The organism is Pseudarthrobacter polychromogenes (genome assembly GCF_014644495.1).
GTDB lineage: Bacteria > Actinomycetota > Actinomycetes > Actinomycetales > Micrococcaceae > Arthrobacter > Arthrobacter polychromogenes.
In genome coordinates, this window is record NZ_BMKU01000007.1 from 31171 (window position 1) to 57531 (window position 26361).

25 protein-coding genes, 1 tRNA gene and 1 other RNA gene are annotated in these 26361 nt (G+C 65.9%); 13 read left to right on the forward strand and 14 right to left on the reverse strand.

Annotated features, from left to right (window positions below; all coding sequences use genetic code 11):
- Nucleotides 1-13 precede the first annotated feature (13 nt).
- The 5 genes from IEX43_RS12270 (at nt 14) to IEX43_RS12290 (ending at nt 2719) form a co-directional block, all read left to right on the forward strand.
- Nucleotides 14-430, forward strand: a complete 417-nt coding sequence (locus IEX43_RS12270; protein WP_188811410.1) for an MmcQ/YjbR family DNA-binding protein — start codon at nt 14-16, stop codon at nt 428-430.
- On the forward strand, nt 423-977 hold the full coding sequence (locus IEX43_RS12275) for a DUF1990 family protein (RefSeq protein WP_188811412.1): 555 nt from the start codon (nt 423-425) through the stop codon (nt 975-977). Before IEX43_RS12270 ends, IEX43_RS12275 begins: the two co-directional genes overlap by 8 nt.
- Entirely contained in the window at nt 974-1291 is a 318-nt protein-coding gene (locus IEX43_RS12280; RefSeq protein ID WP_104188207.1) for a putative quinol monooxygenase, read from the forward strand. Before IEX43_RS12275 ends, IEX43_RS12280 begins: the two co-directional genes overlap by 4 nt.
- A gap of 75 nt (nt 1292-1366) precedes the next feature.
- The gene (locus tag IEX43_RS12285) at nt 1367-1660 is read left to right on the forward strand and encodes a DUF503 domain-containing protein (protein ID WP_104188210.1); all 294 of its coding nucleotides are present in this window, start codon (nt 1367-1369) and stop codon (nt 1658-1660) included.
- 117 nt (nt 1661-1777) lie between these two features.
- On the forward strand, nt 1778-2719 hold the full coding sequence (locus IEX43_RS12290; protein ID WP_229666441.1) for a hypothetical protein: 942 nt from the start codon (nt 1778-1780) through the stop codon (nt 2717-2719).
- A 73-nt stretch (nt 2720-2792) separates the two neighbouring features.
- Here IEX43_RS12290 and purL read toward each other — a convergent pair whose 3' ends face one another.
- Genes purL through purS form a run of 3 tightly spaced genes read right to left on the reverse strand, consistent with a single transcriptional unit; the run spans nt 2793 to nt 6140 of the window.
- On the reverse strand, nt 2793-5102 hold the full coding sequence (purL, locus tag IEX43_RS12295) for a phosphoribosylformylglycinamidine synthase subunit PurL (protein WP_188811414.1): 2310 nt from the start codon (nt 5100-5102) through the stop codon (nt 2793-2795).
- Nucleotides 5099-5887, reverse strand: coding sequence for a phosphoribosylformylglycinamidine synthase subunit PurQ (gene purQ / locus IEX43_RS12300; RefSeq protein ID WP_188811416.1), 789 nt, complete (start codon nt 5885-5887; stop codon nt 5099-5101). Before purQ ends, purL begins: the two co-directional genes overlap by 4 nt.
- Nucleotide 5888: 1 nt before the next feature.
- Nucleotides 5889-6140, reverse strand: coding sequence for a phosphoribosylformylglycinamidine synthase subunit PurS (gene purS / locus IEX43_RS12305; RefSeq protein WP_015935902.1), 252 nt, complete (start codon nt 6138-6140; stop codon nt 5889-5891).
- Between the two features lie 294 nt (nt 6141-6434).
- Between purS and IEX43_RS12310 the strand changes: the two genes are divergently transcribed.
- Complete coding sequence (locus tag IEX43_RS12310) at nt 6435-6620, forward strand: hypothetical protein (RefSeq protein WP_174180966.1); 186 nt, start codon at nt 6435-6437, stop codon at nt 6618-6620.
- Nucleotides 6621-6909: 289 nt separating this feature from the next.
- Nucleotides 6910-10014, forward strand: a complete 3105-nt coding sequence (locus tag IEX43_RS12315) for a S8 family serine peptidase (RefSeq protein WP_188811662.1) — start codon at nt 6910-6912, stop codon at nt 10012-10014.
- 88 nt (nt 10015-10102) lie between these two features.
- Here the strand turns inward: IEX43_RS12315 and IEX43_RS12320 are convergent, their stop codons facing one another.
- From IEX43_RS12320 to IEX43_RS12335, 4 genes are read right to left on the reverse strand one after another with little or no spacing between them, the layout of a single operon-like run.
- Complete coding sequence (locus IEX43_RS12320) at nt 10103-10438, reverse strand: serine protease inhibitor (protein ID WP_188811418.1); 336 nt, start codon at nt 10436-10438, stop codon at nt 10103-10105.
- A complete protein-coding gene (locus IEX43_RS12325; RefSeq protein WP_188811420.1) occupies nt 10435-11373 on the reverse strand; it encodes a 3-methyladenine DNA glycosylase in 939 nt (312 codons plus the stop codon). Before IEX43_RS12325 ends, IEX43_RS12320 begins: the two co-directional genes overlap by 4 nt.
- The gene (locus IEX43_RS12330; RefSeq protein WP_229666443.1) at nt 11345-11899 is read right to left on the reverse strand and encodes an SSI family serine proteinase inhibitor; all 555 of its coding nucleotides are present in this window, start codon (nt 11897-11899) and stop codon (nt 11345-11347) included. The genes IEX43_RS12325 and IEX43_RS12330 overlap by 29 nt, the downstream gene beginning before the upstream one ends.
- Nucleotides 11900-11903: 4 nt before the next feature.
- Nucleotides 11904-12392: a MarR family winged helix-turn-helix transcriptional regulator gene (locus IEX43_RS12335; RefSeq protein WP_188811422.1), complete on the reverse strand. Its 489-nt coding sequence runs from the start codon at nt 12390-12392 to the stop codon at nt 11904-11906.
- A gap of 76 nt (nt 12393-12468) precedes the next feature.
- Here IEX43_RS12335 and IEX43_RS12340 point away from each other — a divergent pair, with 76 nt between their 5' ends.
- On the forward strand, nt 12469-12711 hold the full coding sequence (locus IEX43_RS12340) for a hypothetical protein (RefSeq protein WP_188811424.1): 243 nt from the start codon (nt 12469-12471) through the stop codon (nt 12709-12711).
- 121 nt (nt 12712-12832) lie between these two features.
- Nucleotides 12833-13048 (forward strand): hypothetical protein, encoded by a 216-nt coding sequence (locus tag IEX43_RS12345; RefSeq protein ID WP_188811426.1) that lies wholly within the window; start codon nt 12833-12835, stop codon nt 13046-13048.
- A gap of 94 nt (nt 13049-13142) precedes the next feature.
- On the opposite strand, the gene IEX43_RS12350 is transcribed toward IEX43_RS12345, so the two are convergent.
- From IEX43_RS12350 to IEX43_RS12370, 5 genes are all read right to left on the reverse strand, one after another.
- The gene (locus IEX43_RS12350) at nt 13143-14501 is read right to left on the reverse strand and encodes an aspartate kinase (RefSeq protein WP_066273644.1); all 1359 of its coding nucleotides are present in this window, start codon (nt 14499-14501) and stop codon (nt 13143-13145) included.
- A gap of 273 nt (nt 14502-14774) precedes the next feature.
- Nucleotides 14775-15374 carry a recombination mediator RecR gene (gene recR, locus IEX43_RS12355; RefSeq protein WP_066273645.1) on the reverse strand — a complete coding sequence of 200 codons (600 nt, stop codon included), beginning with the start codon at nt 15372-15374 and terminating at the stop codon, nt 14775-14777.
- Nucleotides 15375-15452: 78 nt separating this feature from the next.
- Nucleotides 15453-19142 (reverse strand): DNA polymerase III subunit gamma and tau, encoded by a 3690-nt coding sequence (locus IEX43_RS12360; protein WP_188811428.1) that lies wholly within the window; start codon nt 19140-19142, stop codon nt 15453-15455.
- A gap of 21 nt (nt 19143-19163) precedes the next feature.
- Nucleotides 19164-19260, reverse strand: an RNA gene (ffs, locus tag IEX43_RS12365) — signal recognition particle sRNA small type.
- A gap of 7 nt (nt 19261-19267) precedes the next feature.
- A complete protein-coding gene (locus tag IEX43_RS12370; protein WP_188811429.1) occupies nt 19268-19630 on the reverse strand; it encodes a YqfO family protein in 363 nt (120 codons plus the stop codon).
- A 337-nt stretch (nt 19631-19967) separates the two neighbouring features.
- On the opposite strand from IEX43_RS12370, the gene IEX43_RS12375 reads away from it, so the two are divergent.
- Nucleotides 19968-20052 (forward strand) — tRNA-Ser (locus tag IEX43_RS12375).
- Between the two features lie 79 nt (nt 20053-20131).
- Here the strand turns inward: IEX43_RS12375 and IEX43_RS12380 are convergent.
- Complete coding sequence (locus IEX43_RS12380) at nt 20132-21052, reverse strand: oxygenase MpaB family protein (RefSeq protein WP_188811430.1); 921 nt, start codon at nt 21050-21052, stop codon at nt 20132-20134.
- A gap of 650 nt (nt 21053-21702) precedes the next feature.
- Between IEX43_RS12380 and IEX43_RS12385 the strand changes: the two genes are divergently transcribed.
- The 3 genes from IEX43_RS12385 to IEX43_RS12395 all read left to right on the forward strand — a co-directional run bounded on the left by IEX43_RS12385 (nt 21703) and on the right by IEX43_RS12395 (nt 24635).
- Entirely contained in the window at nt 21703-22953 is a 1251-nt protein-coding gene (locus tag IEX43_RS12385; RefSeq protein WP_229666453.1) for a peptidoglycan DD-metalloendopeptidase family protein, read from the forward strand.
- 102 nt (nt 22954-23055) lie between these two features.
- Complete coding sequence (locus IEX43_RS12390) at nt 23056-23541, forward strand: glutathione peroxidase (RefSeq protein ID WP_268238371.1); 486 nt, start codon at nt 23056-23058, stop codon at nt 23539-23541.
- Nucleotides 23542-23705: 164 nt separating this feature from the next.
- On the forward strand, nt 23706-24635 hold the full coding sequence (locus tag IEX43_RS12395) for a phosphodiesterase (RefSeq protein ID WP_188811433.1): 930 nt from the start codon (nt 23706-23708) through the stop codon (nt 24633-24635).
- Nucleotides 24636-24688: 53 nt separating this feature from the next.
- Here the strand turns inward: IEX43_RS12395 and IEX43_RS12400 are convergent, their stop codons facing one another.
- Nucleotides 24689-26326: a stealth family protein gene (locus tag IEX43_RS12400; RefSeq protein WP_188811434.1), complete on the reverse strand. Its 1638-nt coding sequence runs from the start codon at nt 26324-26326 to the stop codon at nt 24689-24691.
- Nucleotides 26327-26361 lie beyond the last annotated feature (35 nt).

Genomic DNA, 26361 nt, shown 5'->3' on the forward strand with positions numbered 1-26361 from the left:
ATAGGCTTCCTGGATGGACCCCGACGCACTGCGGAAAGTTTGCCTCTCATTCCCCGGCGCCTACGAGGATTACCCCTTCGGGCCGGAGACCGCTGTCTTCAAGGTGCGCGCCTCCAGTGCCGGCGGTTCCCCCACGCAGGGCAAGGTCTTTGCCCTGTCGTCGATGAGCCCGGACGGATACGTGAACCTCAAGTGCGAGCCGGGCCTGGCGGTACAGCTCCGCGCCGCGCACCCTGAAATTTCCGGGGCCTGGCACATGAACAAGACCCACTGGAACGGTGTGCGGCTTGATGGGACGCTTCCTGACGACATGGTCAGGGACATGGTGGAGGACTCCTACGACCTCGTGGTGGCAGGCCTGACCAGGAAACAGCAGGAGCAGCTGGGGTGGGCCCGGCTGAGCGGATCGGCGGGTAGGGAACGTGCCTGAGAAAAGGCTGGCTGGGGGCGGGCTCAACTATCCTGGGATTGGCAGCACCCAGCGCGGCACCGCCCCTGCGGGCTATCCGCGGGTCCTGGAGGAAGCCTTTCTGGGCTGCGGCATGGCGGTGTACCAGCGGGTTGCCGCCGGCATCCTGGGTTGGGAACTGCAGCGGCGGGCGGGGCTCCGCGTCCGTGCCGATTCACCCGTGGCGGCACCGGGGGTGCGGGTGGTCAGCGGCTTCGGTGCCGGGCCTTTCCGGCTGAACGCTCCGTGCCAGGTGGTGTGGGTCCGGGAGCCTGCGCCCGGGGAGATGCCGCAGTCAGCTGGCTTTGGCTACGGAACGCTGCCCGGGCATCCCGCGCGGGGCGAGGAATCCATTGAAGTGGAGATCAACGGGCGTGGAGAGGTGTTCCTACGAATCCGGGCTTTCAGCAAACCAGCCAACTGGTTCTACGCTGCCGGCGGACTGGTCACCCGCGCTGCACAGCGCCACGTGACGTCCCGGTACATTGAAGGGGCACGCACTCTCGCCTCGGAAGGAATGCCCCCGTGATCTTCATTGTCGTCAAGTTCAAGGTCAAGCCCGACTGGTCGGAGCGCTGGCTCGACCTGGTGGCCGACTTTACCCGGGCCACGCGGCAGGAACCGGGAAACCTGTGGTTCGACTGGTCCCGCAGCGTGGACGACCCCAACGAGTTCGTCCTGGTGGAAGCCTTCAAGGACGACGCCGCCGGCGACCACGTCAACAGCCCCCACTTCAAGCAGGCCATGGCAGACATGCCGCAGGCCCTGGCCGAAACCCCCAGGATCATCAGCCGCCAGCTCGACGGCGAAGGCTGGGACCGGATGGGCGAACTCACCATCTGACCCCATCGATTGCTCCGTACCTGCCGTTTTGGCCCTCCTAAACGCCAGATACGGAGCAGTCGATAGCATGAAGGCATGTGGATCGGCTGGATCGAATTCGACATCCTCCTGGGCGACGTCCAAAGCCTCAAGGAAAAGCGCTCGGTCATCAGGCCGCTTCTCGCCGAGATCAGGCGGCGCTTCGACGTCTCCGTTGCCGAGGTGGGGGACCACGAGCAATACCGGCGCTCGCAGGTGGGCGCGGGCCTGGTCGCGGCCGACCGCGCCCACCTCATTGAGGTGCTGGACGCCGTCGAACGCTTTGTGGCAGCCCGGCCGGAGTTCGAACTGCTCAGTGCCCGGCAGCGTGACCACCACAGCGAGGACTAATCCCATCGACTGCTGAGTATTTGCCGTTTTCACGCGCGAAAACGACAAGTACTCAGCAGTCGATGAGGGGTGTGGATAACTTCTGCGGCCTTTCCCCGATTCTGGTCTCATGGACCGATGAAGACGCCCCGCCCGTTGCCGGACGAACTCCGGACCGGCCCCTTCACCCTTGCAGATGCGGCGCTCGCAGGAGTATCCGCGCGGCGCTGGCGTCACGGGTCGTTGGTGCGCCATGGCAGGGGCATCCGCATGGAACGCACGACGGCGGCGCTCCCCCTGAGTGCCAGGGTGCGGCCTTTCATCGAAGTCAACGGGCGATGCGCCGCATCGCATGCCACCGCCGCGGAGCTCCATGGCCTGCCGCAGCGGCGGCAGAACGAAGGCCTCGAGGTCTACCACCTCATCCGCCCCGAAGGCGCAGCGCATCTGGCGCGCCCGCACGTCATCGTCCACCGGATGAAGCTCTTCGAGGACGAGGTGATGATGATGGGCGGACTCCCCGTCACCACCCCTGAGCGCACCTGGCTGGACATGGCGGAGATGTTGTCCGTGGATGAAATTGTGGCCATGGGGGACAGCTGTGTCCGCGTACCCAGGCTGGAGCTTGAGGGCCGGGACATGCCGTTGTGTTCCATCGGCGATCTTCAGCTCATGATCAACCGGCACAAAGGCAAACGCGGACTCCGCAAGGCCAAAGAGGCCATGGAGCTCATCCGGGTGGGCTCGGACTCGCCCCAGGAAACCCTGCTGCGGCTGGCCTTGGTCCGGGCAGGCATGCCCGAACCTGAGCTGAACGTCGCCATCATCGACAGCACCGGCCAACGGCACCACGAGCCGGACCTCTCCTACCGCAAGTACCGGATCGGGATCGAATACGAGGGTGAACACCACGGTGAAGAGGGACAGATCCTGCGGGACATTGCCCGCTCGGAGCGCTACACCGCCCTGGGCTGGACCGAAGTCCGGATATCCAAACGCCATATGCTCAACGACGCCAAGTCTGCTGTCATGAAGGTGCGCAGTGCGCTTGTCCAGGCCGGCTGGCGTCGAGGCGATTAAGAACGATTGCTCCGTAACTGTCGTTCTGAGGGTTCAAAACGACAATTACGGAGCAATCGATGGGTGGGGTGGCCTAGCCGAAGTACTTCGGCAGGGTCCCTTCGTGGGCTTGGCGGAGGGCGTCCAGGGGCAGCGACTCCACGCCGTTGATCTCCAGGGTGCCGCTGGCCGCATCCACCACGCCGATGCGCGTGTGGGCGAAGCCGCGGGCGGTGCACATGTCCGTGAAGCGGACTTCCTCGGAGCGCGGGACACCCACAACGGCGCGGCCCTGCGACTCGGAGAAGAGCGCCGTGAACAAGTCCACGCCGTCCCGGTCCAGGACATCCTGCAGCGCGATGCGGGCACCTACGCCGTAGCGCAGCGCGGATTCCACCAGGCCTGCCGCGAGGCCGCCTTCGGACAGGTCGTGCGCGGAGTCGATCATGCCGTCGCGGGATGCGTTGATCAGGATCTCGCCCAGCGCGCGTTCGGCCTCAAGGTCAACCTTGGGCGGCTGTCCGCCCAGGTGGCCGCGCATGTTCGCCCACTCGGAGCCGTCCAGCTCGGCGCCCGTGGTGCCCAGCAGGTAGATGGCTTGGCCGTCTTCACGCCAACCCGACGGCGTACGGCGGGCAACGTCGTCGAGCTTGCCCAGGACCGCCACCACGGGGGAGGGGTGGATGGGCGTGGTGCCCGTCTGGTTGTACAGGGAGACGTTGCCGCCGGTGACCGGGATGCCCAGCACCATGCACGCGTCGGACAGGCCGCGGATGGCCTCGGCGAGCTGCCACATGACGTCCGGATCCTCGGGGGAACCGAAGTTCAGGCAGTCGCTGACTGCCATGGGTACGGCGCCCGATGTGGCCACGTTGCGGTACGCCTCGGCCAGGGCCAGCTGCGCGCCGTGGTACGGATCGAGGTAGGTGTAGCGGCCGTTGGCGTCGGTGGCGAGGGCCACGCCCAGGCCGGTTTCCTCGTCGACGCGGACCACGCCGGCGTCATCAGGGAAGGCCATGGCCGTGTTGCCGCCCACGTAGCGGTCGTACTGGTTGGTGATCCAGTCCTTGGAGCACATGTTCGGCGAGGCCACCAGCTCGGTCACGGCCTTGGCCAGTTCGGCCGGGGCAGCGGGCCGGCCCGCGTCCTGCACTGAGCCGGTGAAGGTGTCAGCCTGCACGCTGTCCTGCCACTCGGGGCGGGCGTACGGGCGGTCGTAGACCGGTCCGTCGTGTGCCACGGTGCGGGGATCGACATCGACGATCACCTCGCCTTCCCAGGTGATGATCAGGCGGCCGGTGTCGGTCACTTCGCCGAGCCAGGAATACTCCACGGCCCACTTGTCCATAACGGCCTCGAACGCCTTGACGTTCTCCGGCGTGACCACGGCCATCATGCGTTCCTGCGACTCGGACATCAGGATCTCGCCCGGGGTCAGGGTGGGGTCGCGCAGCAGGACGGACGTCAGCTCAACCTGCATGCCGCCGTCGCCGTTGGAGGCCAGCTCGGACGTGGCGCAGGAAATGCCGGCGGCGCCCAGGTCCTGGATGCCTTCCACGAGGGAACCCTTGAACAGTTCAAGGCAGCACTCGATGAGGACCTTTTCAGCGAAGGGGTCGCCCACCTGCACCGCTGGGCGCTTGGACGGTTTGGTGTCGTCGAAGGACTCGGAGGCCAGCACGGAGGCGCCGCCGATGCCGTCGCCGCCGGTGCGGGCACCGAAGAGGACAACCTTGTTGCCCTTGCCGGATGCGTTGGCCAGGCGGATGTCCTCGTGCCGCATGACGCCCACGGCCAGCGCGTTGACCAGCGGGTTGCCCTGGTACACGGAGTCGAACACCATTTCGCCGCCGATGTTGGGCAGGCCCAGGGAGTTGCCGTAGCCGCCGATGCCTGCGACCGCGCCGTGCATGACGCGCGCGGTGTCCGGGTGGTCGATGGCGCCGAAGCGCAGCGGGTCCATCACGGCAACGGGGCGGGCGCCCATGGAGATGATGTCGCGGACAATGCCGCCGATGCCGGTCGCGGCGCCCTGGTAGGGCTCAACGAACGACGGCGAGTTGTGCGATTCGATCTTGAAGGTTACGGCCCAGCCGTCCCCAAGGTTGGTCACGCCGGCGTTTTCGCCGATGCCCACCAGCATGTCCTTCTTCATTTCCTCGGTGACCTTCTGGCCGAACTGGCGCAGGTGGTTCTTGGAGGACTTGTAGGAGCAGTGCTCGCTCCACATCACGGAGTACATGGCCAGTTCGGCGCCGGTGGGGCGGCGGCCCAGGACCTTGACGACCTCGTCGAACTCGTTCTGCTTCAGGCCCAGTTCGGCCCAGGGGAGTTCGACGTCCGGGGTCTTGGCCGCGTTTTCGACCGTGTCGATGTTGAACTTCTTGGTGGTTTCCGTGGTCACTTGGCGCCTCCCACAATCTTGTTCAGGACGGAGGTGAAGAATCCCAGGCCGTCGGTGCCGGACCCGGCGATACCCGTCTCCCGGGACACAACAGTCTCGGGGCCGAAGCCAACTTCCACCGCGTGCTCGGGGTGCGGCATGAGGCCCACCACGTTGCCGGCTGCGTTGGAAATGCCGGCGATGTCCCGGCGGGAGCCGTTCGGGTTGAAGCCAACGTAGCGGAACACCACGCGCCCCTCGGCCTCAAGGGCGTCCAGGGTTTTGTCGTCGGCGATGTACTGGCCGTCCTGGTTTTTCAGCGGGATGGTGATCTCCTGGCCCGCTTCGTAGTCCAGGGTCCAGGCGGTGTTGCTGTTCTCGACGCGCAGGACCTGGTCCCGGCACATGAACTTCAGGTGGTCGTTCTTGATCATCGAGCCGGGCAGCAGGTGTGACTCGGTGAGGATCTGGAAGCCGTTGCAGATACCGAGCACCGGCAGCTTGGCGTCGGAGTTGGCGGCGTCGATGATCCTGGACATCAGCGGCGCGAAGCGTGCAATGGCGCCGGCGCGGAGGTAGTCACCGTAGGAGAACCCGCCGGGAATAACGACCGCGTCAACGTCACCGAGTTCGGTGTCGGCGTGCCAGAGTTCGACGGCGGTGCCGCCTGCGAGGCGGACGGCGCGTGCGGCGTCGCGGTCATCAAGGGTGCCGGGGAACGTGACGACGCCGATCCTGGCGCCGGTGAGCCTGCTGGCGCCGGAAGCGTCGCCGGGGGCTTCTCCGATGAGGGGGAGCTCAGTCATGTCAGGCCTCGACGACCTCGACGTTGACGACGTCCTCGATCACGGGGTTGGACAGGAGGGTTTCCGCGGCGTCGCGGGCCTGGGCCAGGATTTCCTCGGTCACCTCGCCGTCGACCGTCAGTTCGAAACGCTTGCCCTGGCGGACAGAGCTGAAGCTGGTGAAGCCCAGGCGGGGGAGAGCGCCGACGATCGCCTTCCCCTGCGGGTCCAGAATCTCGGGCTTGGGCATGACGTCAACAACGATCCGGGGCATCCGGTAACTCCTGTGCGTGAGCTTGGGTAAGGGCGCAGCGGAGTGGTGCCGTCTCACGCCGTTCCGGGTCCGGGGCACGTTGTGTTAGACAGTGACGTCAGGCCGTGAGTTCAGACAATGAGGACGGGCGCTCCGCGAGCTTGCTCGTCCATTCTACCGGCCGAAGGGCCACAGCCTGTATTCGGCCGGTTCGGGCAGGACGACCGCGGGCAGCCTGCTTGCCGGACGGGTGGTGGCAGCGGTTTCCGGCTTGGTGCTGTGGAGTTGGACGGGCTGCGTCACTAGGATTGTTGGATGGCTGAAAATTCGAAATCCGTACTGTTGCCCGTGGTCGCTGCAGCAGTGTTCGCAGGACTGGGCCGGATGGTGTTCCAAAAGATTAAGGCCGACCGTTTCGCCCGGGAGAACAGGGTGGCGGGGCCGGTGGATGAGAAGACCCGGCAGTGGATCAGCGACGTGGTGCGTACGCCGCGCCAGTAGCGGCGGAGCGTATCCCCCTGGTTCCGAGGGCGTCCTTCAGGGCGCCCTTTTTTCGTGCCCTTTCCTGCTGCGGCAGGTCCCCGGCTTGCCGGCGTATGACTGGCGGAATTTTCACTTTTGTGTCCTATGTCATATTCAGCTATCAGTCTGTACTCTGTGATCGGCTGGTCTCACGAAATGACAAGATCTGTAACTTCGCGTGCCATGCCATGTCTTTTCGGGCCCCCAACCGTGGATGGGCCGGTACATCGTGAAAGGTTTGCACGTGAGATCTACTGGAAAGAGCCCCATGCGGGGCGGGGGACTCCGGAAGGCAGCGGCGCTTGCCGTGGGCTTGCCGCTACTCCTCACCTCGATGGCCATCACTCCCGCCACCGCGGCGCCGGCCGGGCAGGACAAGGCAGTGACGGCCAAGGAGAATGCACCCGCCGACTTCAAGGATGGACGCTACATCGTTGTCCTGGCGGGCGCTGCAGCGGCCGCCTATGAGGGGGAGACGCCCGGACTTGGCGCAACCAAGCCCGAGAAGGGGCGGAAGCTGGACGCCGGCGGCCCCAACTACAGGGCCTATGACGCACATCTCCGCAAGCAGCAGCGGGAGGTCGCCGCCAGCCAGGGGGTAACCCCTGGAAAGCAGTACACCGCTGCCCTCAATGGCTTCACGGCAGAACTGACCGCCGCCCAGGCCATGGAGCTGTCCAAAGACGACCGCGTGCTGGTTGTGGCCCCGGACGTGGAGAACGCCCCGGATTACACCACCACCGACTTCCTGAAGCTGACCGGCACCGATGGGGTCTGGGCAACCCAGTTCGGCGGCGAAGCGAACGCCGGCAAGGGTGTGGTTGTGGGAGTCATCGACTCCGGTTACGCGCCGGACAACCCCTTCCTGCAAGGCGAACCGGTCCAGCCGCTGACCGGTCCTGCCCAGGTGGGCGTTCCCTACCGCACCGCTGAGGGTCGGATCGCCATGCTCAAGGCTGACGGCACCACCTTCGAAGGAGAATGCCAGAAAGGCCAGGGGACGGGGGCCTCCTTCGACGGCTCCCTGTGCAACTCCAAGGTCATCGGGGCCAGGTACTTCGCCGATACCTTCATGCAGTACGTGGCCCCGGAGAACCGTGCGCCCGAGGAACTCATCTCGCCTGTCGACGTCGGAAGCCACGGAACCCACACCGCCACCACCGCGGCCGGCAACGCCAATGTGGAGCAGGTGATCGACGGCGCAAGCTTCGGCAAGAGCTCCGGCGTTGCCCCCGCAGCCAAGGTCTCGGTGTACAAAGTCTGCTGGGAAGACACCAACCCGGACACCGGCGGCTGCTACTCCTCGGCATCCGTGGAAGCAGTGGAAGCCGCCATCAAGGACGGCGTGGATGTCCTGAACTACTCCATCTCGGGCAATAACAACAACACCGCCGACCCCGTGGCCCTGGCGTTCCTTAACGCAGCAGCTGCAGGCGTGTTCGTTTCCGCTTCGGCCGGCAACTCCGGCCCCACCGTGTCCACTGTCAACCATGCCTCGCCCTGGCTGACCACGGTTGCCGCATCGACGTTCCCCAGTGACCTGCTGGGCACCGTCAAGGTTTCTGACGGCTCGCTGTACCGCGGAGCCTCCATCATGAAGTCGGAAGTGGCTGACAAGCCTGTGGTGGTTGCGGCTGCTGCCGCAGCGGCGGGAGTAACCAACGCCAACCTTTGCGGCCCCGGCAGCCTGGATGCGGACAAGGTGGCAGGCAAGGTTGTTGTCTGCGACCGCGGCGTGGTGGACAGGACGGCCAAGAGCCAGGAAGTCCAGGACAAGGGCGGCCTCGGTATGGTCCTGGTGAACCTCACCAGCAGCTCCGAAGATGCAGACAACCATGTGCTGCCCACCGTGCACGTCAATGCGCCCAAGAGCCTGGAACTGAAGTCAAAGCTGGAAGCGAACCCCGCTTTGACCGTCAGCCTGGTCAAGGGCGACCTGACCGGTGAACCGCCGGCCCCGGCGCCGCAGATTGCCGGTTTCTCCTCCCGCGGCCCCACCCTCGCCGCCGGCGGAGACCTGCTGAAACCGGACATCGCAGCACCGGGCGTCAACGTCCTGGCGGGCGTCTCCACCATCGGTAACGACGGCGACCAGTTCGGCTTCATGTCAGGCACCTCCATGGCTGCCCCGCATATCGCCGGATTCGCTGCGCTGGTCCTGGGCAAGCAGCCCACCTGGTCTCCCGCCACGGTCAAGTCGGCCATGATGACCACCGCCTACCCGCTGGTCAACGCCGATGGTTCGCCCAATGCCGATCCCTTCCAGGGCGGCGCGGGGCACATCGACTCAACCCGCGTCCTGGATCCGGGCCTGGTCTACAACTCGGGCATCAAGGATTGGCTCGGCTTCCTTAACGGGCAGGGCGTGGACACCGGCGCACCGCAGGCCGGTACCATCGCTGCCCGCGACCTGAACCTGCCGTCCGTTGCGCTCGGCAGCCTGGTGGGAGAAGTGCAGGTCAAGCGGCAGCTGACCGCGCTGGTTCCGGGCATGTACCGGCCGGAGGTCAACATGCCCGGCTTCAACATCCAGGTGGAGCCGAAAGCACTGAACTTCGCCAAGGCAGGACAGACCCGCGAGGTCACCCTGACCATCCGGAATGCCAGCGCTCCGGTAGGCAAGTTCAGCACGGGCACCCTCACCTGGAAGGGCCCCCGCACGGTCAGCTCGCCCATCGCCATCCGGCCCGTTGATGCACAGATCGCTCCGTCCTTCTCCTTCAGCTCGGCCACGGGCAGCGGGAGCGGCACGATGGAACTGGTGTCAGGTTCGGACAACCCCATCGATGTGGGCGTGGAAGGCCTGGCACCGCTGAGCCAGACCGCCATCACCAAGACACCCGGTGAGTACGCTCCCCGGAACGATGACCACAACGCGCTCCTCCAGGTGACGGTTCCGCAAGGAGCATCCTTTGCCCGGCTGGGTGTCCAGGCGCAATCGGACGACGTCGACTGGGACATGGTGGTCTACGCACCCAATGGCTCGGGTGGACTCACAGCCACCCAGGTGGCGACGGCTTCCGCCAGTGAGTTCCTGAACCTGGAGTCTCCGCGCGCGGGAACGTACTACCTCGCAGTCAACCTGTACTCCACTCCGGACAACGGACCGGCCAGTGCCTCCGTCCAGGCCGTGACCTTCGCGGGTGACGCCGGCAACCTGACTGTGGAACCGAACCCGATCGTGGCTCCCAACGGAACTGCCACCTCGGCCACGGTGTCCTGGACGGGACTCTCCGAGGGTGCCTACCTGTCCCGGCTCAGCCTGGGCGGCAACGGCATCAGGACCTGGGTCAACGTCCAGGTGGGCGCTGCGCCTGCTGCCCCTGCCGGGGCTCCGCAGGTGGCGTTCGCAGACGCCGTACCAGCGGCGTAGCAGCCTGACGCTATAGATGAGGACAGGACCCCGGGCGTTTCAACCGCCCGGGGTCCTGTCCTGTGTCTAACCGGCCTTACGAGCTTCCTTAGGCTCCGCCCCCGCTCCCAAGCAACGCCGCCATGGCATTCCAGCGCGAGATTTCGCAGCCATCCGTGCGTGTGAACACGGAATCAACGGTGCGCCCATGAAAGATGCCCGTGACCAGGGCTACCTGGGGTCCGCCGTACTGCTGGGTGCACAACCGGGGTGGGCCGGGCTTGGGAAAGAAGATGCCCTCGCCGTACTTTTCCACCGCGGCCAGGGCCGCATCAGGGTCCGGCAGGGTGGTGGCCGGCTGGGCGCGGCCGCCGTCGGCCACCAGCCGGAAGACATGTTCGACGGCGGCAGGATCTTCCCGGAGCCTGACGGTCAGGTCGATCACGCCGGAACCGTCCGGGGCAGTGCATCCAGTTCCACGGCCAGCTTCTCCCGGAGTGCAGCCGCTTCCGCGGCAAAGGAGCGCTGGTGCTCCACATACTCGGCCTTGCCCTGCGGCGTCTCGATGGGAATTGCGGGGTAGCCCCACTCCGCAAGATCGTAAGGGGAAGCCTGCATGTCCATGGCGCGGATCCGCCAGGACAACTCAAAACAGTCCATCACCAGCTCGCTGGGCAGGGCCGGCAGCAGCTTGTACGCCCACTTGTACAGATCCATGTTGGCGTGGAGGCAGCCGGGCTGTTCGAGGTGCCGCTGGGTGTCGCGGCTCGGCGCCAACTCATTCAGCGGGACGGCGTCCGGAGTGTAGAAGCGGAATGCGTCGAAGTGGGTGCAGCGGATCCGGTTGTCCTCCACCACCTTGTCCGTGCCGGCCGGCCCCAACCGCAGCTGCAGGTACTCGTGGCGCAGGTCGAACCTGTCCTGGTGGTACACCATGGCCCATTCGTGCAGCCCGAAGCAGCCAAACTGGGCGGGGCGCGCTGCAGTTCCTCGCAGGATGATGCCCGCAAAGGCGATTGCCTCGCTGCGGTCGGCAAGAAAGGCGTCCCGGTCAAAGGTGACCGCGGTGCTGCCTTCCGGCAGCCCCAGGAAGGCAAGCTCGCCGTCGTCGAGCTGCCGGTAGTGCTTCCAGCCAAGGCGCCCGGCCGCTTCCCCGCCCAGCAGGACGTTCCCTGCGCCGGGGTGCCACCGGCGCAGCTGGCCAGGTTTCTGGGTGTAGTAGGTGAAGAGGAAGTCCTCCACCGGATGCTTTTTACCTGCCGACCTGCGGGCCAGGTAGGGGTCCGCGTAGCGGCTGACGCGCAGTTGGTGTGCCTTCTCCAGCTCCTGCCATACGTCCGCCGCGAGGAGCCTAGGCTCCACCGGCAACACCAAGAACATCCCTTGCAGCATCCCAGCTGCCGATCTCACAGCCGTTGGTGCGCGAGAAGGCAGCGTCTACCGGGACGCCGTCCACAACTCCCGTCACGGTGGCTTTCTGGGGGCCGCCCCACTGCTGCGTGCAGGCCTGCGCGGTTCCCGGGGTGTTGGGGCTCAGCAGCCCCGCGTTTTCCTTCAAGGCGGAGCAGGCTGCATCCGCGGCGGGATGCACGCTCTCGGCAGCAGGGACTCCGTCTGTGCAAACCAGGGTGTAGCTGGTCTCGGGTTCTCCCTCTGCGGTGGTCACGATGATGGACAGTTCGGCATTGCCCTGCCCGGGCCCGGAGGGTGCCGCTGACGGTTCCGGGGCGGGGGCAGGGACGGAGGTCTCGGTGTCGGCGGACGGGCTGTCCGAGGCAGTGGCGGAGGCTGTGGGAGTTGCGGAAGGGCTGCCTCCGCCCTGGTCCGGGGAGCACGCCGGGAGCAGCGTTGCCGCCAGCAGCAGGGCGAGCGCCGTCTTCCTCATGGACCGTGGACTGTCCGTCATCCCATCATTCTACTGCCGGTTCTGGTGATGTCTCCTGGCCGGAGGTGGCCGCAATCAGCCCCATCATGGAGGTGTGCAGTTCCGTGACCTCGGCGCGGGTTAATCCCAGGCGTTCCATCATGGTTCCCGGGACCTTGAGGGCCTCCTGGCGCAGCGCGGCGCCTTCGGGGGTCAGTTCGACGGCGAGGGCACGCTCGTTGCCGTCCGCCCTCCGTCGCGTGATCAGTCCCGCGGCCTCAAGCCGGCGGAGCAGCGGTGAGATGGTGGCCGGTTCCTGGGCAAGGGCATCGCTGATGTTCCGGACCGTGCGCGGACTCGCCTCCCACAGGCACAGCATCACGAGGTACTGCGGGTGGGTCAGGTTCAGTCTCTCGAGGACGGGCTTGTAGGCACCCACGACGCTGCGCGCAGCCACTGTCAGCGCGAAGCACAACTGGTGCTCCAGGAGCAGGTCCCCGTCCTGCCCCGGCTCGATGCCGGTCGCCGTCTCCATAGCTCCTCCAATTGTTAGTGCACTAACTATTAGCGTACACTTCGAATAGTAATCATGTCAGGTAAGGAGCCGGTTCATGGGCAAGAGCAACTCTGAGGGTAAGGAAAACGCGTCACAGCGTTTCATGCGGGCCACCGGCAGGCTGCGGGCCATCTTTGGTCCGGCCAACCGCTCATCCCTTGTCCACGACATGACGGAGGAAAACCGCAGGCTGCTGGCCCAGCGTGAGGCGGAGACCCAGCAGTGGGAGACCGTTACCCGGCCCGATGGCAGCACCTACGTTGTACCCAGGAACCCGGAAGACAAGTCGCTCCGCTGAGCCTGCCCAAGCGGGTATGGGCGGGAGCCTTTTCCGGTCCGCGGGCATAAAATAAGGGCACTGGCTCCAGCACGGAGGCAGGAACTCTTTCCCCCGGATAGTCGGGAAGGGGGTGGAAACAGTGGCACATGTAGTCGACAGGTTCATGGGCCTGACCGACAGGCTCCGGTTCTTCTTTGGACCAGCCGCGCGGCTGGACCCCGATACGCCGGTAACGCACAGGCACGACGCTTTCGAACAGGCCTCGGAAGAGGAACTCTCGCACTTCGTTGTGGAAACCGATGGTGCCGGCCATCACTACGCCGTACGTCGCGAAGACCTCGAAAAGCAAAGCTGAACGGACCCCGGCTGCTCCGGCAATCCCGTCAGCAGGACAAAAAACCGGGCCCCTCTCCGAACAGGCGGAAAGGAGCCCGGTTTTTCGTTTCCGGCTAGCGGCCGGTGCCGCCGTACACGGTGGCTTCGCTTTCGCTGTCCAGGTCAAAGGCCTTGTGGATGACGCGGACAGCCTCATCCAGCAGGTCCGCGTGGGTCACCACGGAGATGCGGATCTCGGAGGTGGAGATCATGTTGATGTTGATGCCGGCGTCGGACAGTGCCTTGAAGAACGTTGCCGACACGCCCGGGTGGGAGCGCATGCCCGCCCCGATCAGGGACAGCTTGCCGATCTGCTCGTTGTACTCGATGCTCTCGAACCCGATCTGGTCCTGCGCAGCATGAAGGGCTGCCAGCGCGTCGGCACCCTCCACGATGGGAAGCGTGAAGGAAATGTCCGTCCGCCCCGTGCCGTGGGTGGAGACGTTCTGCACGATCATGTCGATGTTCGAGTGGGCGTCGGCGATGACCTGGAAGATCGCTGCGGCCTTGCCGGGGATGTCCGGGACGCCAACAACGGTGACCTTGGCTTCGGAACGGTCGTGCGCAACGCCGGAGATGATTGGCTGCTCCAAGGCAACTCCCTCTTGTGTGGTGATCTTGTCTTCGGCGCTGGGGATGACCCACGTGCCTTCGTGCTGGCTGAATGAGGAACGTACGTGCAGGGGGACGCCGAACCTGCGGGCGTACTCCACGCAGCGCAGGTGCAGGATCTTGGCTCCGGATGCAGCGAGCTCGAGCATCTCCTCGCTGGAGATCCGTTCAATCTTCTGGGCGGAGGGAACAACACGGGGATCCGCCGTGTAAATGCCGTCCACGTCCGTGTAGATCTCGCAAACGTCCGCTTCCAGCGCAGCGGCCAAGGCCACAGCGGTGGTGTCTGAACCGCCCCGGCCCAGGGTGGTGATCTCGTTGGTGGCCCGGCTCATTCCCTGGAAGCCGGCCACGATAGCGATGTTGCCCTTGTCCAGGGCGGTGCGGATCCGGTGGGGGTCGACGTCGATGATCCGGGCCTTGCCGTGGATGCCATCGGTGATCATGCCGGCCTGGGAACCGGTGAAGGACTGGGCGGAGGCGCCCAGCTTGTTGATGGCCATGGCCAGGAGTGCCATGGAAATACGCTCGCCCGCGGACAGCAACATGTCCATCTCGCGGGCCGGGGCGGAGTCTGTCACCTGGCCGGCAAGGTCCAGGAGCTCGTCAGTGGTATCACCCATGGCCGAGACGACCACCACAACTTCGTTGCCCGCAATCTGTGCGTCCACCACGCGTTTGGCAACCCGCTTGATACCGTCCGCGTCCGCCACGGAGGATCCGCCGAACTTCTGCACGATGAGCTGCTTTGTCACCGCACGGCCGGCGGGCGGCTCCTGCTGCTGCGTTGCGTTGTGCACTTCGGTAGTGGGCGTACTCATGCGCGTACCTTCACTGGATCAATTGGAGTCCGGCCAGACAGCCGTAACGCTGTGCTGGCCCTGACGCTGGGAACTAACGCCATCGATGGCGCGACTTCTTCCTCCAGTTTATCGCCGCCCGCAGCCCGGGGTTGAATTGTGACCATTTTCAGGCCCGGGATGCGCCGCTGGAGGGCACGCGTGCTGGAGAATGGCGACGCCTGGAGCCATGGCAGTGGGGGGGGGAACTTGTTGTGGTGCGCAGGTTGTTGCGCCGTGTCAGGTGGTACCCGGTCAGGTCAGGGCGTTGCGGCGGCCCTCGAAAGCGCGTCCCAGGGTGACCTCGTCCGCGTATTCCAGGTCTCCGCCCACCGGGAGCCCGGAGGCGAGGCGGGTCACCGTGATCCCGATCGTCTTCAGCATGCGTGCCAGGTAGGTGGCGGTGGCCTCGCCCTCAAGATTGGGGTCCGTGGCGATGATGACTTCCTGAATGGCGCCGTCGTTAAGCCGGGTCAGCAGTTCGCGGATCCGGAGCTGTTCTGGTCCAACGCCCGCGATCGGATTAATGGCGCCGCCCAGCACGTGGTAGCGGCCCCGGAACGACCGTGTCCGCTCCACGGCCAGCACATCCTTTGATTCCTCCACCACGCAGATCACGGCCGGATCCCGGCGAGGATCCCGGCAAATATTGCAGAGTTCCTGCTCGGTGACGTTGCCGCACACCGAGCAGAACTTGACCCGTTCCTTGACGGTGGTGATCGCCTCAACCAGCCGTTTCATGTCCTGCGGGTCCGCCTCAAGGATGTGGAACGCGAGCCGTTGGGCGGACTTGGGACCCACCCCCGGAAGGCGTCCGAGCTCGTCGATCAGCTCCTGGACAGCACCTTCGTACACGTTTCCCTCTTCAGCTTGGTGTGATTTGCGGGTAAAGCAATGACTTGCAGATGCGCCCCCGGCTCGCCGGGGCCGCGGTCAGTACCGCGGCGCGATGGGGCTTCCGTCCGGGGAACGCTCCTCAATTAGCTTCCCGCCCAGAATACGCTCCACGGCGGCACGTCCGAACACTCCGGACTCTTCGATCGTCTCATCGTCGGCGCTGGGGATGTCCTGGACGTAGGTGGCAGCAGCTGCAACCGCCCTGGCTGGCGCCTTGGCACGCCCGGCCTCTGCTTCGGGGCTGTTGGACAAGCGCTGGTACAGGCTCTGCCGTGCTTCTGCTGCGGCAGCAGAAGACCCCTGCGGAGAGTTTGCCGGGGCCGCCTTCGCGGGAGCCGCCTTGGCAGGAGCAGCCGGCGCCGCCGCAGTGATCACCGAAGCCGCCGGAAACGCTGGCGCCGGAGAGGATGCTGGTAGGGACGGTGCTGCTGGAGATGGTGCCGTTGGGGCTTGAGCAGCGTGCGCGGAGGGGGCTGCAGCAGCGGAGGCAGCCGATGCCATGGCGTACTCGGGCGCGCGCACGTGCTGCGGTGATGAAGGCGCCTGACCGTCATCATCGGCTCCGGGCTGTCCGCTGCCGGGAGCCGGGGCAGCAGGCGCCAGGCCCCAGTCCGGTTCAGGGCTGGAGCCGGCCTTGGTGACCGGGATGGAGGGCGGCACCTGGGCGGCAGCAGGTTCGTAGTGCGGCGTTGGAGCAGGCGGCTTTGGTGCCTCTTCGGGTCCTTCCGCGGAGGCACTCTTGCCCACGTTGCTTTCCTCGCCTACCACCCAGACTCCGGGTGCCTGTTCGACTGCGCGGGTCCAAGGATCGTGGGGACTTCCGGCGGCCGACGCCGGATCAGCGCCAGGCTGGCCGTTGCTGTGGGCGGTGGTACCGGCGGCGGAGCCGACCGGAGCAGAACCGACCAGTGAGGAACCGGCCCTGCTTGAAACGCCACCCGTGCCTGAATTGCTTGAACTGGTGCTGCTTGAACCGGTACCGGCCGATGGCGCCGGCGGCATGGACTGGGCGGAAGGGTCCCAGTCCATGGGAGGTTCTTCTTCCAGCGGGGGAGCGTCCTCGTCCCTGGCTGGTCCCCAGTCGTCGTCAGAATAGGAGTAGTCGCCTGCCGGGGCGGCAGGAACCGCAACAGGGGAGGCGTTTACAGTGGCGGGGACGTGTCCGGGCGCCTGCCCGGGGCCGGACTGTCCGGCACCGCTCTCCGCAAACTGGCTGCCAGGGTTCGCCGGGACGGCCGCCTGAGCCGCAGCGGGCTCCGGTGCGGCGCCGCCGGTGCGGCCGGCATTTTCCCCTGCAGCCGCGCCGCCCGTGGGCTGTTGTTGCGCGTCCCGCAGAGGGGTCTGCGGGGCAGCGCTGTTGGCGCCATCCGGACTTGGCGAACCGCCTCGCGGGCTCACAGCGCTGGGGCGGCCTGAGGTCTCCGGCTGCCGGACTGAGTGCTCGGGTGACGATGAGGGCGCAGGGGCCAGGCCCCAGGCGACGTCAGCCGACGTTGCCTGGGCCACCCGGGTGGCGGGCACTTTTGGGTCTGGGTCAGAGCTCGCCTGCGCGCCGCCGCCGGCCGACGCAGTGATCTGGCAGTCGATGCCCACGGTTTTGTGGATGGCCTGCCGCAAATTCTCTGAATGGTCTGCCCGGCCGAAGGCGCCGGCAAGCCCGGGCGTGGTGAAGGCCAGGGTCAGGAGGTGGCCGTCGAACGCGGCCACCTGGGCGTTGGGTTCGACGAGCGCCCACGTGCTGCGCTTGATTTTGGACAGCGTTCGCAGGACATCCGGCCAGGCACGGCGCAAGACCTCCACATCGCCCATGGGCCCAGCCGCTGCGGCAGCCACCGGGGCAGGCCTGTCCTGCTGGGCGGGGGCCGGGGCCGGGGCAGGGGCAGGGGAGGGCTGTGGCCCGGAAGCCGGCGCCGGCCGGTCCGCCGGCTCCTGCATTGCACCCTGTACCGGGCCCGGGGCTGCCCCGGGATTGCCGCCCTGTGCCTGACTGGGCGCAGCGGACGGTTGCTGTGCCGTGCTGGCGCGGGGCACATCGGCGCCGCGGCCAGCCGGAGGGGTGGATGATGAAGTGTTCCGCGCCCGATCCTCTACGGGCCAGTCATCGGTGCTGACGCGCGGTGCGGTCAGCGGGCCGCGGGGTGCGCCAGCGGGGGAGGAGGCGTCCTCTGCCGGGCCGGCAGCATGCGTTGCCGGAGCGGCTGGTGCTGCCGAAACTGGCGGAGTGGCCGACGCCGAGGCAGGAACCGGCGTCGAGGGCGAAGCCGCCGACGTGCCCGCAGGCGTGCTCGAAGCGGCGGACACTGCAGGCGATGGCGGGGCGGCAGGCGCGCCAGAAGCCCCACCCGCTGCCGGAGCGACAGGAGAAGCTTGTCCGCCACCAGAACCCCCAGCCGCTGCCGGACGGGCAGGAGAAACGGGTACTGTGGCCGGGGCGGGGGCCGGAAGTGCCCCCGCTTGAGGCGTGGGGGAAACGTCCGCCGCGGTGCGGGGCGCACCTGGGGCGGCGGGAGCACCGACGTCGTTCCCGGCGTAGTTCAGCCGGCGTTCCACACGGTCTATCCGTGCGGCCATGCCGCGCTCGTTCTGCTCAGAGCTGGGCAGCAGGATCCTGGCGCACAGCAGCTCGAGGTGCAGCCGCGGGGAGGTGGCACCGGTCATCTCGGTCAGTGCCGTGTTGGTGACGTCTGCGGCCCGCGACAGCTCGGCGGCGCCCAGGTTGTGGGCCTGGTTCTTCAGCCGGGCAATCTGGTCCGCGGGCATGCCGCGAAGGATGGTCTGGGCGCTTTCCGGCATGGCCTGGACAATGATGAGGTCCCGGAAGCGTTCCAGCAGGTCCTCCACGAAGCGGCGGGGATCATGGCCGGTTTGGATGACCCGGTCCACGGCCCGGAAAACGGTGGCGGCATCGGATGCGGCCACGGCTTCAACCACGTCATCGAGCAGCGAAGCGTGGGTGTAGCCCAGGAGGGCGACGGCAAGTTCGTAGTCGAGGCCGTTCGGGCCTGCACCGGCCATCAGCTGGTCCAGGACAGAAAGCGAGTCTCGGACGGAACCGCCGCCGGCGCGGATTACCAGTGACAGGACGCCGGGGGCCACAGGAACGTTCTCCTGGTTGCACAGCAGCTCAAGGTAGGCCATCAGCGGCTCAGGGGGCACCAGCCGGAAAGGGTAATGGTGGGTGCGGGAGCGGATGGTCCCGATGACCTTGTCCGGTTCCGTGGTGGCAAAGATGAACTTGATGTGTTCCGGTGGTTCTTCAACGATCTTCAGCAGGGCGTTGAAGCCGGCTGACGTGACCATGTGGGCCTCGTCAATGATGAAGATCTTGTAGCGGTCACGCACCGGGGCGTAGGTAGCGCGCTCGCGGAGGTCCCGGGCATCATCCACACCACCGTGGCTTGCGGCGTCGATCTCGATGACATCCAGGGAGCCTGAGCCGCCGCGGGCAAGCTCAACGCAGCTGGGGCACGTCCCGCAAGGGGTGTCAGTGGGGCCCTGGGCGCAGTTGAGGCAGCGCGCCAGGATCCGTGCGGAGGTGGTTTTGCCGCAGCCCCTTGGCCCCGAGAAGAGATAGGCGTGGTTGACCCGGTTTTTCCGCAAAGCGGTCATCAACGGCCCGGTGACATGTTCCTGCCCGATAACGTCTGCAAAGGAGTCTGGACGGTACCTGCGGTAGAGGGCGGTAGTAACTGTCACAGAGAAAACCCTACCAATCCGGGCCGACATCCTGCCGCCCTGTGGGGGAATAGTAAAGACCCCCCATGCACCCGCCAGAGCCCATTTACCCTTGCTACCTTCCGGTCCTGGGGGAGTTCAACAGGATGACGCCACATGAGGGGCCGTCAGACACTTTACCCGAACTTGCTGCCCGACTCGAATCGGCCGTCCGTCCGTCGCCAGCCTTCAACCGGCCAGCTCATGAAAGCAGGCTCCTCGTACGGATGCGTTGCCCGCACGGCGGCGATGACCCCTTCCAACAGAGGCTCTTCAACCACGCATTCGATTCTGTCCTCGGCGGCTTCTTCCGGCTCGCCGACCCGTCCAAGGTACGGTTCTGCGCCGTCCAGGGGAGTAAAGCGGCCCGTCCCCGGCGTGACGAAGGAACAGTGCGAATACTTGCCGATCCTGCCCGCTCCGGCGCCGCCGATGGCTGTGAGGAGCGCCTCAGTGTGAGTACGCGGGACATAGATCACCAGTGCGTGCAGCTCGCTCATAGCTTCATCCTGCCGGAACCGGGTGGGCGTGGTGGACGAAAGTCGTTGCTTATCCTGCCGGTGCCCTTGATCATTGGTATATACACCGATTGGGGCAATCTCAAGGTTGTGAGCTGCGTGGCCTGGCTGAACGGGGCCGGACCCGGCAGCTCAACGGTGTCCGGGGAATGGACGCGTTGGGGGCGTCCATTTCGTGGTTAAAGAGCATCCGCGCAGGCGTGAAGCCGCATGGCGGGGAGCACCTTCGGCTGTACCTCCGGCCGCGCACCCGGGGGCCAATTGGGCGATGCGGAAAAGATCAGGTAATCTAGTATCTGCTTTTGATTCAGAAGCAGCTGGAGAATTCGCCTAGCGGCCTATGGCGCACGCCTGGAACGCGTGTTGGGTTAACGCCCTCGGGGGTTCAAATCCCCCATTCTCCGCCGGTTAAGAACCCGGCTTCGGCATCCGCCGGGGCCGGGTTCTTTCGTTTCTCAGCTTGTGGCAGAGGCGAGTACGCCGTCACGCGTCAGCGCCTGGCACGCCCAGCCGGCGAAGGCGCTCCCTGGCGGCCAGTTCGCTGGGGCCCCTGCGCCCCAACGCCAGGCGTACGACGCCGAGGACCAGCTTGGTTGCGAGCCTCACCGGCAGCGTCACGGGTCCCAGCCGTGGTACAGCCAGTCCGAGCATCTGGCGGTACCTTGGCTCCAGGCTGTACACCGCACCGGCAAACAGGATCCGGTAGCCCGGCCGGAGCACCCGGTTCAAAGGCGGGTTGCGGATGAACTCCACCGTCTCCGCCACCCGGCTGTCGACGCGGAGCTCACCGCTCTGGTACCAGCGGTCCAGTTGCCTGTGCATCTCTGTCTCGCTCAGCGGCGGTTCCTCCACTCCCATCAGTCGGCCCGCCTGGGACCACTCGCGGACATAGGCGTCGGGGCCGCCGGGTATGGCGCCACCCCAGATTTTGTGGGCTGTCAGGAACGCGTCCGTGAAAGCAAGGTGGATCCAGCTGGCCAGTTCCGGGTCGTTGGCACTGTAGTCGCGCTGCGTTCCGAGGTTGTCGCTGTAACTGCCCTGGACTGCCTCGTGCAGGCGGCGCACCCGGCGTGAGGCGTTCTCCGCGGCTTCGGTGGAACCGTATGTCACCGTGAAGATCCAGCGGATAGTGTTTGCCAGCCTGCCCAGCGGATCCTCGCGGAAGTTTGAATGTTCGTGGACGCCGGCAAGAGCTCCGGGGTGGAGGGACTGCATCAGCAGTGTGCGGATCCCGGCGACGATGGGCGACATGGAACCATGCACCGCCCACACCGCGGAACCGGGCAGGTGGTAGCCAGGGTCGTCCCCCTTCGCCAGATCGAGCTGCCACTGCGGAACGCCCTCGGAGCCGTTGCTGAACGTGTGGACAAGGCGTTTCTTGATGGGACTCAGGATGTTCTTCATTACGCACGCCCTCCTGCGGCAAACCCCGCTCTTGGGCTAATCGTAAGCACAACCCGGGCTGTCCAGGTTCGTGAACGGACTACCCGGTGGCAGCAACCGGACAGCGGTCATCCACAAAAAAACCGCAGTGTCCCGCTGCAGGGTTCCCAGGGTCCCGGCCCGTATGTTCCCATGGGAGATACCGTCAAGACAGGGGCGGCCAGTCACGTCCTGGAGTCAGTCTCATGGGCAATCACGCGGTATCCGGGAAGGACGCCACAAGCCCCAAAGGGTTGTGCCTGCCCGTTGTGCGAGCTGTGGCGGCCAGCGGGGTGCTGGCCATGGCCGTCTGGGCCGTGAACCCTTCCGGCCCCGCACCTGAAGCGGGGACCGTTGCGGCCTCCGTTATCCGTCCCGGCGCAGGCATGGGTGCCGTGGGGATTCCGGCTGGCTCCAGTACCGGCACCAGTCCAGACCGGCACGGCAGCACGGGGACGGGCGCCCCGACGTTGGACGGCCTTGTTGCAGGCCCCCTGACCGCGGCCATCCTGAGCGACCCAGATGTTGACATCGCCTTCCCGCGTCCGCTGGTAAGTGGCCACGGAGAGGAGACCCCGTCTTCCCTGGCCGTGGAGCTGACAGGGGTGGGCAGGCCGCCGGCGGGGTACCTGATGGCTCCCCTCAAGCAGTTGGCCCCCTCGTCGCCCTTCGGACTCCGGGTAAGTCCGCTGTCCGGAACAGCTGGCGATTTCCACCTTGGCCAGGACTATGCGGCTCCCTGCGGCACCCAGGTCTACGCGGCTGACTCGGGAAAGGTGCGCGCCGCGGGCTGGCATCCCTGGGGCGGCGGCAACCGGGTTGAGATTGACCACGGCAACGGGCTTATCACCACCTACAACCACCTGGAGTCCATCGCCGTCCGCAGCGGGGATTCCGTCAACGCCGGGGAAGCCATTGCGCGGGTGGGCTCCACCGGATGGTCGACGGGATGCCACCTGCACTTCGAAACAATCCTCGACGGGCACCACGTGAGCCCCCAGAAGTGGCGCCTGATCCCGGTCCGGGCTTTCGGCGGCGGACCGGCTGACCTGCGGTCATACCTGCCGGGCACCGACGCTCCGTCCACCGGGCCCATACGCTGGACCATCCCGGTGGGCCAGGGCAACGAGCCTCCTCCGGCTCCCCGCTGGGTCAAGGACCCGACGACGGCGGCTGGGTCTCCTTCTGGGCCGGCATCCTGGCTGTCGACCCTGAGGCCCGCGGACTCCGGAACGCCGTCGCCGACTGCGTGGGCCGGGTATGGCACGCCGACGCCGTCCGCGACGGAGACTGGGACGGGCACGCCGACGCCGTCCCCGACGGAGACTGGGACGGGCACGCCGACGCCGTCCCCGACTGAGACGGAGACGGGTACGCCAACACCGTCGGAGACGGGTACGCCAACACCGTCGGAGACGGGTACGCCAACACCGTCGGAGACGGGTACGCCGACGCCGACGCCGACGCCGACTGAGCCGGGCACTCCGACCCCGACGGATCCGGGAACGGTAACACCGACACCGGTTGAGCCACCGCCTGCACCGGTTGAGCCGGAGCCTGCGCCCGTGGTTCCGGCACCGGTTGAACCCCCGCCTGCGCCGATTGAGCCCGCACCCACACCGGTCCAGCCTGCGCCGGTTGAGCCCGCGCCTACACCGGTTGAGCCCGCGCCTACACCGGTTGAGCCTGCGCCGGTTGAGCCCGCGCCTACACCGGTGCAGCCTGCGCCGGTTGAGCCCGCGCCCACACCGGTTCAGCCTGCACCGGTTGAGCCCGCACCGGCGCCCACTGCGACCTTTTCAGTCGAGCCGATTCCGGCACCGATTGAGACCACAGAGCCAGAGCCGCTGCCAACAGGCACGTACGCGACCCCGGAACCCTAAGATCGAGCCGGAAGTTCACCCAGGAAACTCCAAGCCCGGACCAGTACAGTGGTTCGCCGGTAACGAATTCCAGGCATGAACAACTTTCCGAGGACGCAACCTGTGACATCCCTGTACCCGATCCCATTGACCCTGAACGACGGCACCGCCACCGACTTCGGCATGTTCAAGGGAAAAGTGGTGATGGTGGTGAACGTAGCCTCCAACTGTGGGTTCACGCCCCAGTACGCCGGCCTGGAGACGCTCTACGAAAAGTTCAGGGACCGCGGGTTCGAGATCCTCGGCGTCCCGTGCAACCAGTTCGCCGGGCAGGAACCTGGCAGTGACAGCGAGATCGCCGAGTTCTGCCAGCGGAACTTCGGGGTGACATTCCCTCTGACCGTGAAGGCGGACGTCCGCGGCAGGGGCCAGCACCCGCTCTACACGGAGCTCACCAAGTTCAAGACAGGACTGTTGCCCGGATTGGTGAAGTGGAACTTCGAGAAGTTCCTTATCAGCCGGGAAGGGGAAGTGATGGGACGCTTTGCGCCCACAGTGGAACCCGACTCGGCGGAGGTGATCGACGCCGTCGAGAACGCCCTCGGATAAAAATGCGCCGCTGCGCCGAACGCAGCCACGCAAAAGCGCAGTTCTTGCAACTTTTTCCACATCAGCCACGGCGATTTACCCAAAGTTTGCCAAATGTCTGATTGGATAAACCTTACTGAAGGGTACAAGGGAAGCGCCGTTTCCCACCGACCACAGAGGCAGCAATGGAGCACATCGAGGCCGAACATCCCCGGCCACGCCACTTCCTTCTCCACCTGAGCGATCCCCACTTGATGGGAGGTCCGGACCCCCTTTACGGCGTCGTTGACAGCGAAGCCCGGCTCATTCAGCTCTTCGAAGAGGTCAAGGCCTCCGGTGCGCGGCCCGAGGCCGTCATCTTCACGGGGGACCTTGCCGACAAGGGCGATCCCGAGGCCTACGTCAAGCTCCGGGCCATCGTTGATCCAGCCTGCGAGGAGCTCGGGGCCAAGGTCATTTGGGCGATGGGCAACCACGACAACCGTGCCAACTTCAGGACGGGCCTGCTGGATGAGCCCGCCGACGACGGGCCCGTGGACAAGAGCTACTTCATCAACGGGCTCCGCGTCATCACAATGGACACCACCGTGCCCGGATACCACCACGGTGAACTGAGCACCTCCCAGCTTGAGTGGCTCACACGGCAACTGGACACTCCGGCCCCCGACGGCACCATCCTGGCGCTGCACCACCCGCCCGTTCCGTCAGTCCTGGATCTTTCGGTCCTGGTGGAGCTGCGGGACCAGGCCTCGCTGGAGGCTGTGGTCCGGAACTCGGATGTCCGCACCATCCTTGCCGGCCACCTGCATTACTCGACGACGGCGAGCTTTGCCGGTATCCCCGTTTCCGTGGCCTCAGCCAGCTGCTACACCCAGGACCTGAACGTCCCCATCGGAGGCACCAGGGGGCAGGACGGCGGCCAGTCCTTCAACCTGGTCCACGTCTACGAGCACACAATCGTGCACTCGGTGGTTCCCATGGGACGTTCGACGACGGTGGGCGAGTACGTCTCCCCGGAAGAGACAAAGCGGCGCCTGGACGCCGCCGGGGTCCGGATTCCGGAAAGCGCCAAGCAGCGGAGCAGCGCGAAGCTCGGGCTGCCCACCAGCCGCTAGGAGCATAAAGCAAAGGTCCGTGCCGCCAGCGGCACGGACCTTTGTCTTAAGCCCTATTTTTCCCAGGGCGCCTTGATGGGGAAGTACTTGTCCAGGAAATCGGTGACCAGTGCAGCGCGCTCGTCGGCCGGCACTTCCGGGAAACTGCCGTCGTTCAGGCAGAAGAAGTCCATGTTCCGCTTGGCCAGGAGCTTGGGCAGGTACTTCAGCCCCGATTTCATGGTGGTGTCGATGTAGCGGACCTTCGCCGCCGTCTGGGTTACCGCCCGGCCGGTGAGCAGTGCGTAGTAGTGGTAGAACGAGTTGGTGACGGAGATGTTGTCCGCCGCCCGGAAACGGCTGGCAGCCGTCTTCCGGAACTCTTCCGGGAACTCGCGCTCCATCTTTGACACCACGCTGCGGCGCAGCGGTGCCGCACAGTGCTCCAGGTGGCGGGTGGTGATCCGCCCGAACCGGTTCCACAGCAGCTTGCGGTTAACGCGGGCTGCGTTCTCGAACCCGCTCCGCTCAACGGCGTTCTCACCCAGGCCGATCCGGGTTTCCGCCTCGACGAACTTGGTGATGCCGCCCGGCGTGAAAAACAGGTCCGGGCTGACCGGCCGGCCGAAGAACATGTCGTCGTTCGAATACAGGAAGTGCTCCGAGAGTCCTTCGATGTTGTGGAGCTGGCACTCCACCGCCTGCGAATTATGCGTGGGAAGCACCGAGGGGTCCGAGAAGAACTCTTCACTGCGGACAATGGTCACCGAGGGATGGTCCGCCAGCCACTCAGGAGCCGGTGAGTCCGTGGCGATGAAGATGCGGCGGATCCACGGGGCGAACATGTACACGGACCGGAGTGCGTATTTAAGTTCGTTGATTTGCCGGAAACGGGCCTCGTGGTCGTCGCCCTCGCCCAGGACAACGTCCTTCTGCTGGGCACGCCGGGCGGCAATGTACTCGGGGGAGCTTCCGTCCACCCAGGAGAACACCAGGTCGATGTCGAAGCTGATGTCGCTGGCGTGGTCGGCGAACATGTTCTCGATGGTGGGCCAGGTGTGGCCGTACCGCTCCACCGTGCCGCGGACGGCATCCTGGCGGAGCAGGGTCCTGCGCGTGAGGGAGTTCTCGATCGGCAGGATGATCTCATTGGCCTTGAAGGACCAAAGCTCAATCTGCACACCCGCTGAAGAGCCGAACTCGAAGCCGCCGTTGGGTTCCACACGGGGCCGGTACAGGCGGAAGATGCGCGCCTGCCGGTTGGTGGAAAGCTCGCCGTCCGCAACCAGCAGCGAGGTCTTCTTCTTGGCATCCACCGTCATGGAGTAGAACGGCTCGTCCCGGCAGGCTTCCACCAGGGCCACCCGCAGCTTCTTCCGGTCTTTCCAGTCCAGGGCAATGACCGGCCGGTCGTTGTTGCCCCTGACCAGCAGGTACGCAAGGTCCGCATTGGCCAGCACGTTGCGCACGAACAGGAGGTCCTCCACCATGGCCTGGTAAGGGGTCCTGGTCTGGTTGATCAGCGCGATGCGGCCCTTATGCGTGATGACATCAGGGCGGGGGTTAAGCCGCTGCTCAGCTTCGGGGGAAGTGATCTCCGCGTGGAATTGTTCCTCTACGGATGCCTGGCCTCCGTAGTAGACCTCGTCTTGAACCGGTGCTTCTGTAATGGTCGTCTCCGTGCTCGTCAAAGTAAGCGTTCTTACCTGCATGATAGCCGGGCGGCTTAAACAGCAGGTTTCGGGCA

Coding starts and splice junctions, on each gene's coding strand:
- IEX43_RS12380 (WP_188811430.1), bottom strand. CDS start 21,052: ATGAAGAACATCCTGAGTCCCATCAAGAAACGCCTTGTCCACACGTTC.
- IEX43_RS12315 (WP_188811662.1), top strand. CDS start 6,910: ATGCGGGGCGGGGGACTCCGGAAGGCAGCGGCGCTTGCCGTGGGCTTG.
- IEX43_RS12370 (WP_188811429.1), bottom strand. CDS start 19,630: ATGAGCGAGCTGCACGCACTGGTGATCTATGTCCCGCGTACTCACACT.
- IEX43_RS12340 (WP_188811424.1), top strand. CDS start 12,469: ATGGGCAAGAGCAACTCTGAGGGTAAGGAAAACGCGTCACAGCGTTTC.
- IEX43_RS12335 (WP_188811422.1), bottom strand. CDS start 12,392: ATGGAGACGGCGACCGGCATCGAGCCGGGGCAGGACGGGGACCTGCTC.
- IEX43_RS12350 (WP_066273644.1), bottom strand. CDS start 14,501: ATGAGTACGCCCACTACCGAAGTGCACAACGCAACGCAGCAGCAGGAG.
- IEX43_RS12290 (WP_229666441.1), top strand. CDS start 1,778: ATGAAGACGCCCCGCCCGTTGCCGGACGAACTCCGGACCGGCCCCTTC.
- IEX43_RS12325 (WP_188811420.1), bottom strand. CDS start 11,373: ATGTTCTTGGTGTTGCCGGTGGAGCCTAGGCTCCTCGCGGCGGACGTA.
- purS (WP_015935902.1), bottom strand. CDS start 6,140: ATGCCCCGGATCGTTGTTGACGTCATGCCCAAGCCCGAGATTCTGGAC.
- IEX43_RS12400 (WP_188811434.1), bottom strand. CDS start 26,326: ATGCAGGTAAGAACGCTTACTTTGACGAGCACGGAGACGACCATTACA.
- IEX43_RS12285 (WP_104188210.1), top strand. CDS start 1,367: ATGTGGATCGGCTGGATCGAATTCGACATCCTCCTGGGCGACGTCCAA.
- IEX43_RS12270 (WP_188811410.1), top strand. CDS start 14: ATGGACCCCGACGCACTGCGGAAAGTTTGCCTCTCATTCCCCGGCGCC.
- IEX43_RS12385 (WP_229666453.1), top strand. CDS start 21,703: ATGGCTCCCCTCAAGCAGTTGGCCCCCTCGTCGCCCTTCGGACTCCGG.
- IEX43_RS12310 (WP_174180966.1), top strand. CDS start 6,435: ATGGCTGAAAATTCGAAATCCGTACTGTTGCCCGTGGTCGCTGCAGCA.
- IEX43_RS12395 (WP_188811433.1), top strand. CDS start 23,706: ATGGAGCACATCGAGGCCGAACATCCCCGGCCACGCCACTTCCTTCTC.
- purQ (WP_188811416.1), bottom strand. CDS start 5,887: ATGACTGAGCTCCCCCTCATCGGAGAAGCCCCCGGCGACGCTTCCGGC.
- IEX43_RS12330 (WP_229666443.1), bottom strand. CDS start 11,899: ATGACGGACAGTCCACGGTCCATGAGGAAGACGGCGCTCGCCCTGCTG.
- IEX43_RS12360 (WP_188811428.1), bottom strand. CDS start 19,142: ATGTCGGCCCGGATTGGTAGGGTTTTCTCTGTGACAGTTACTACCGCC.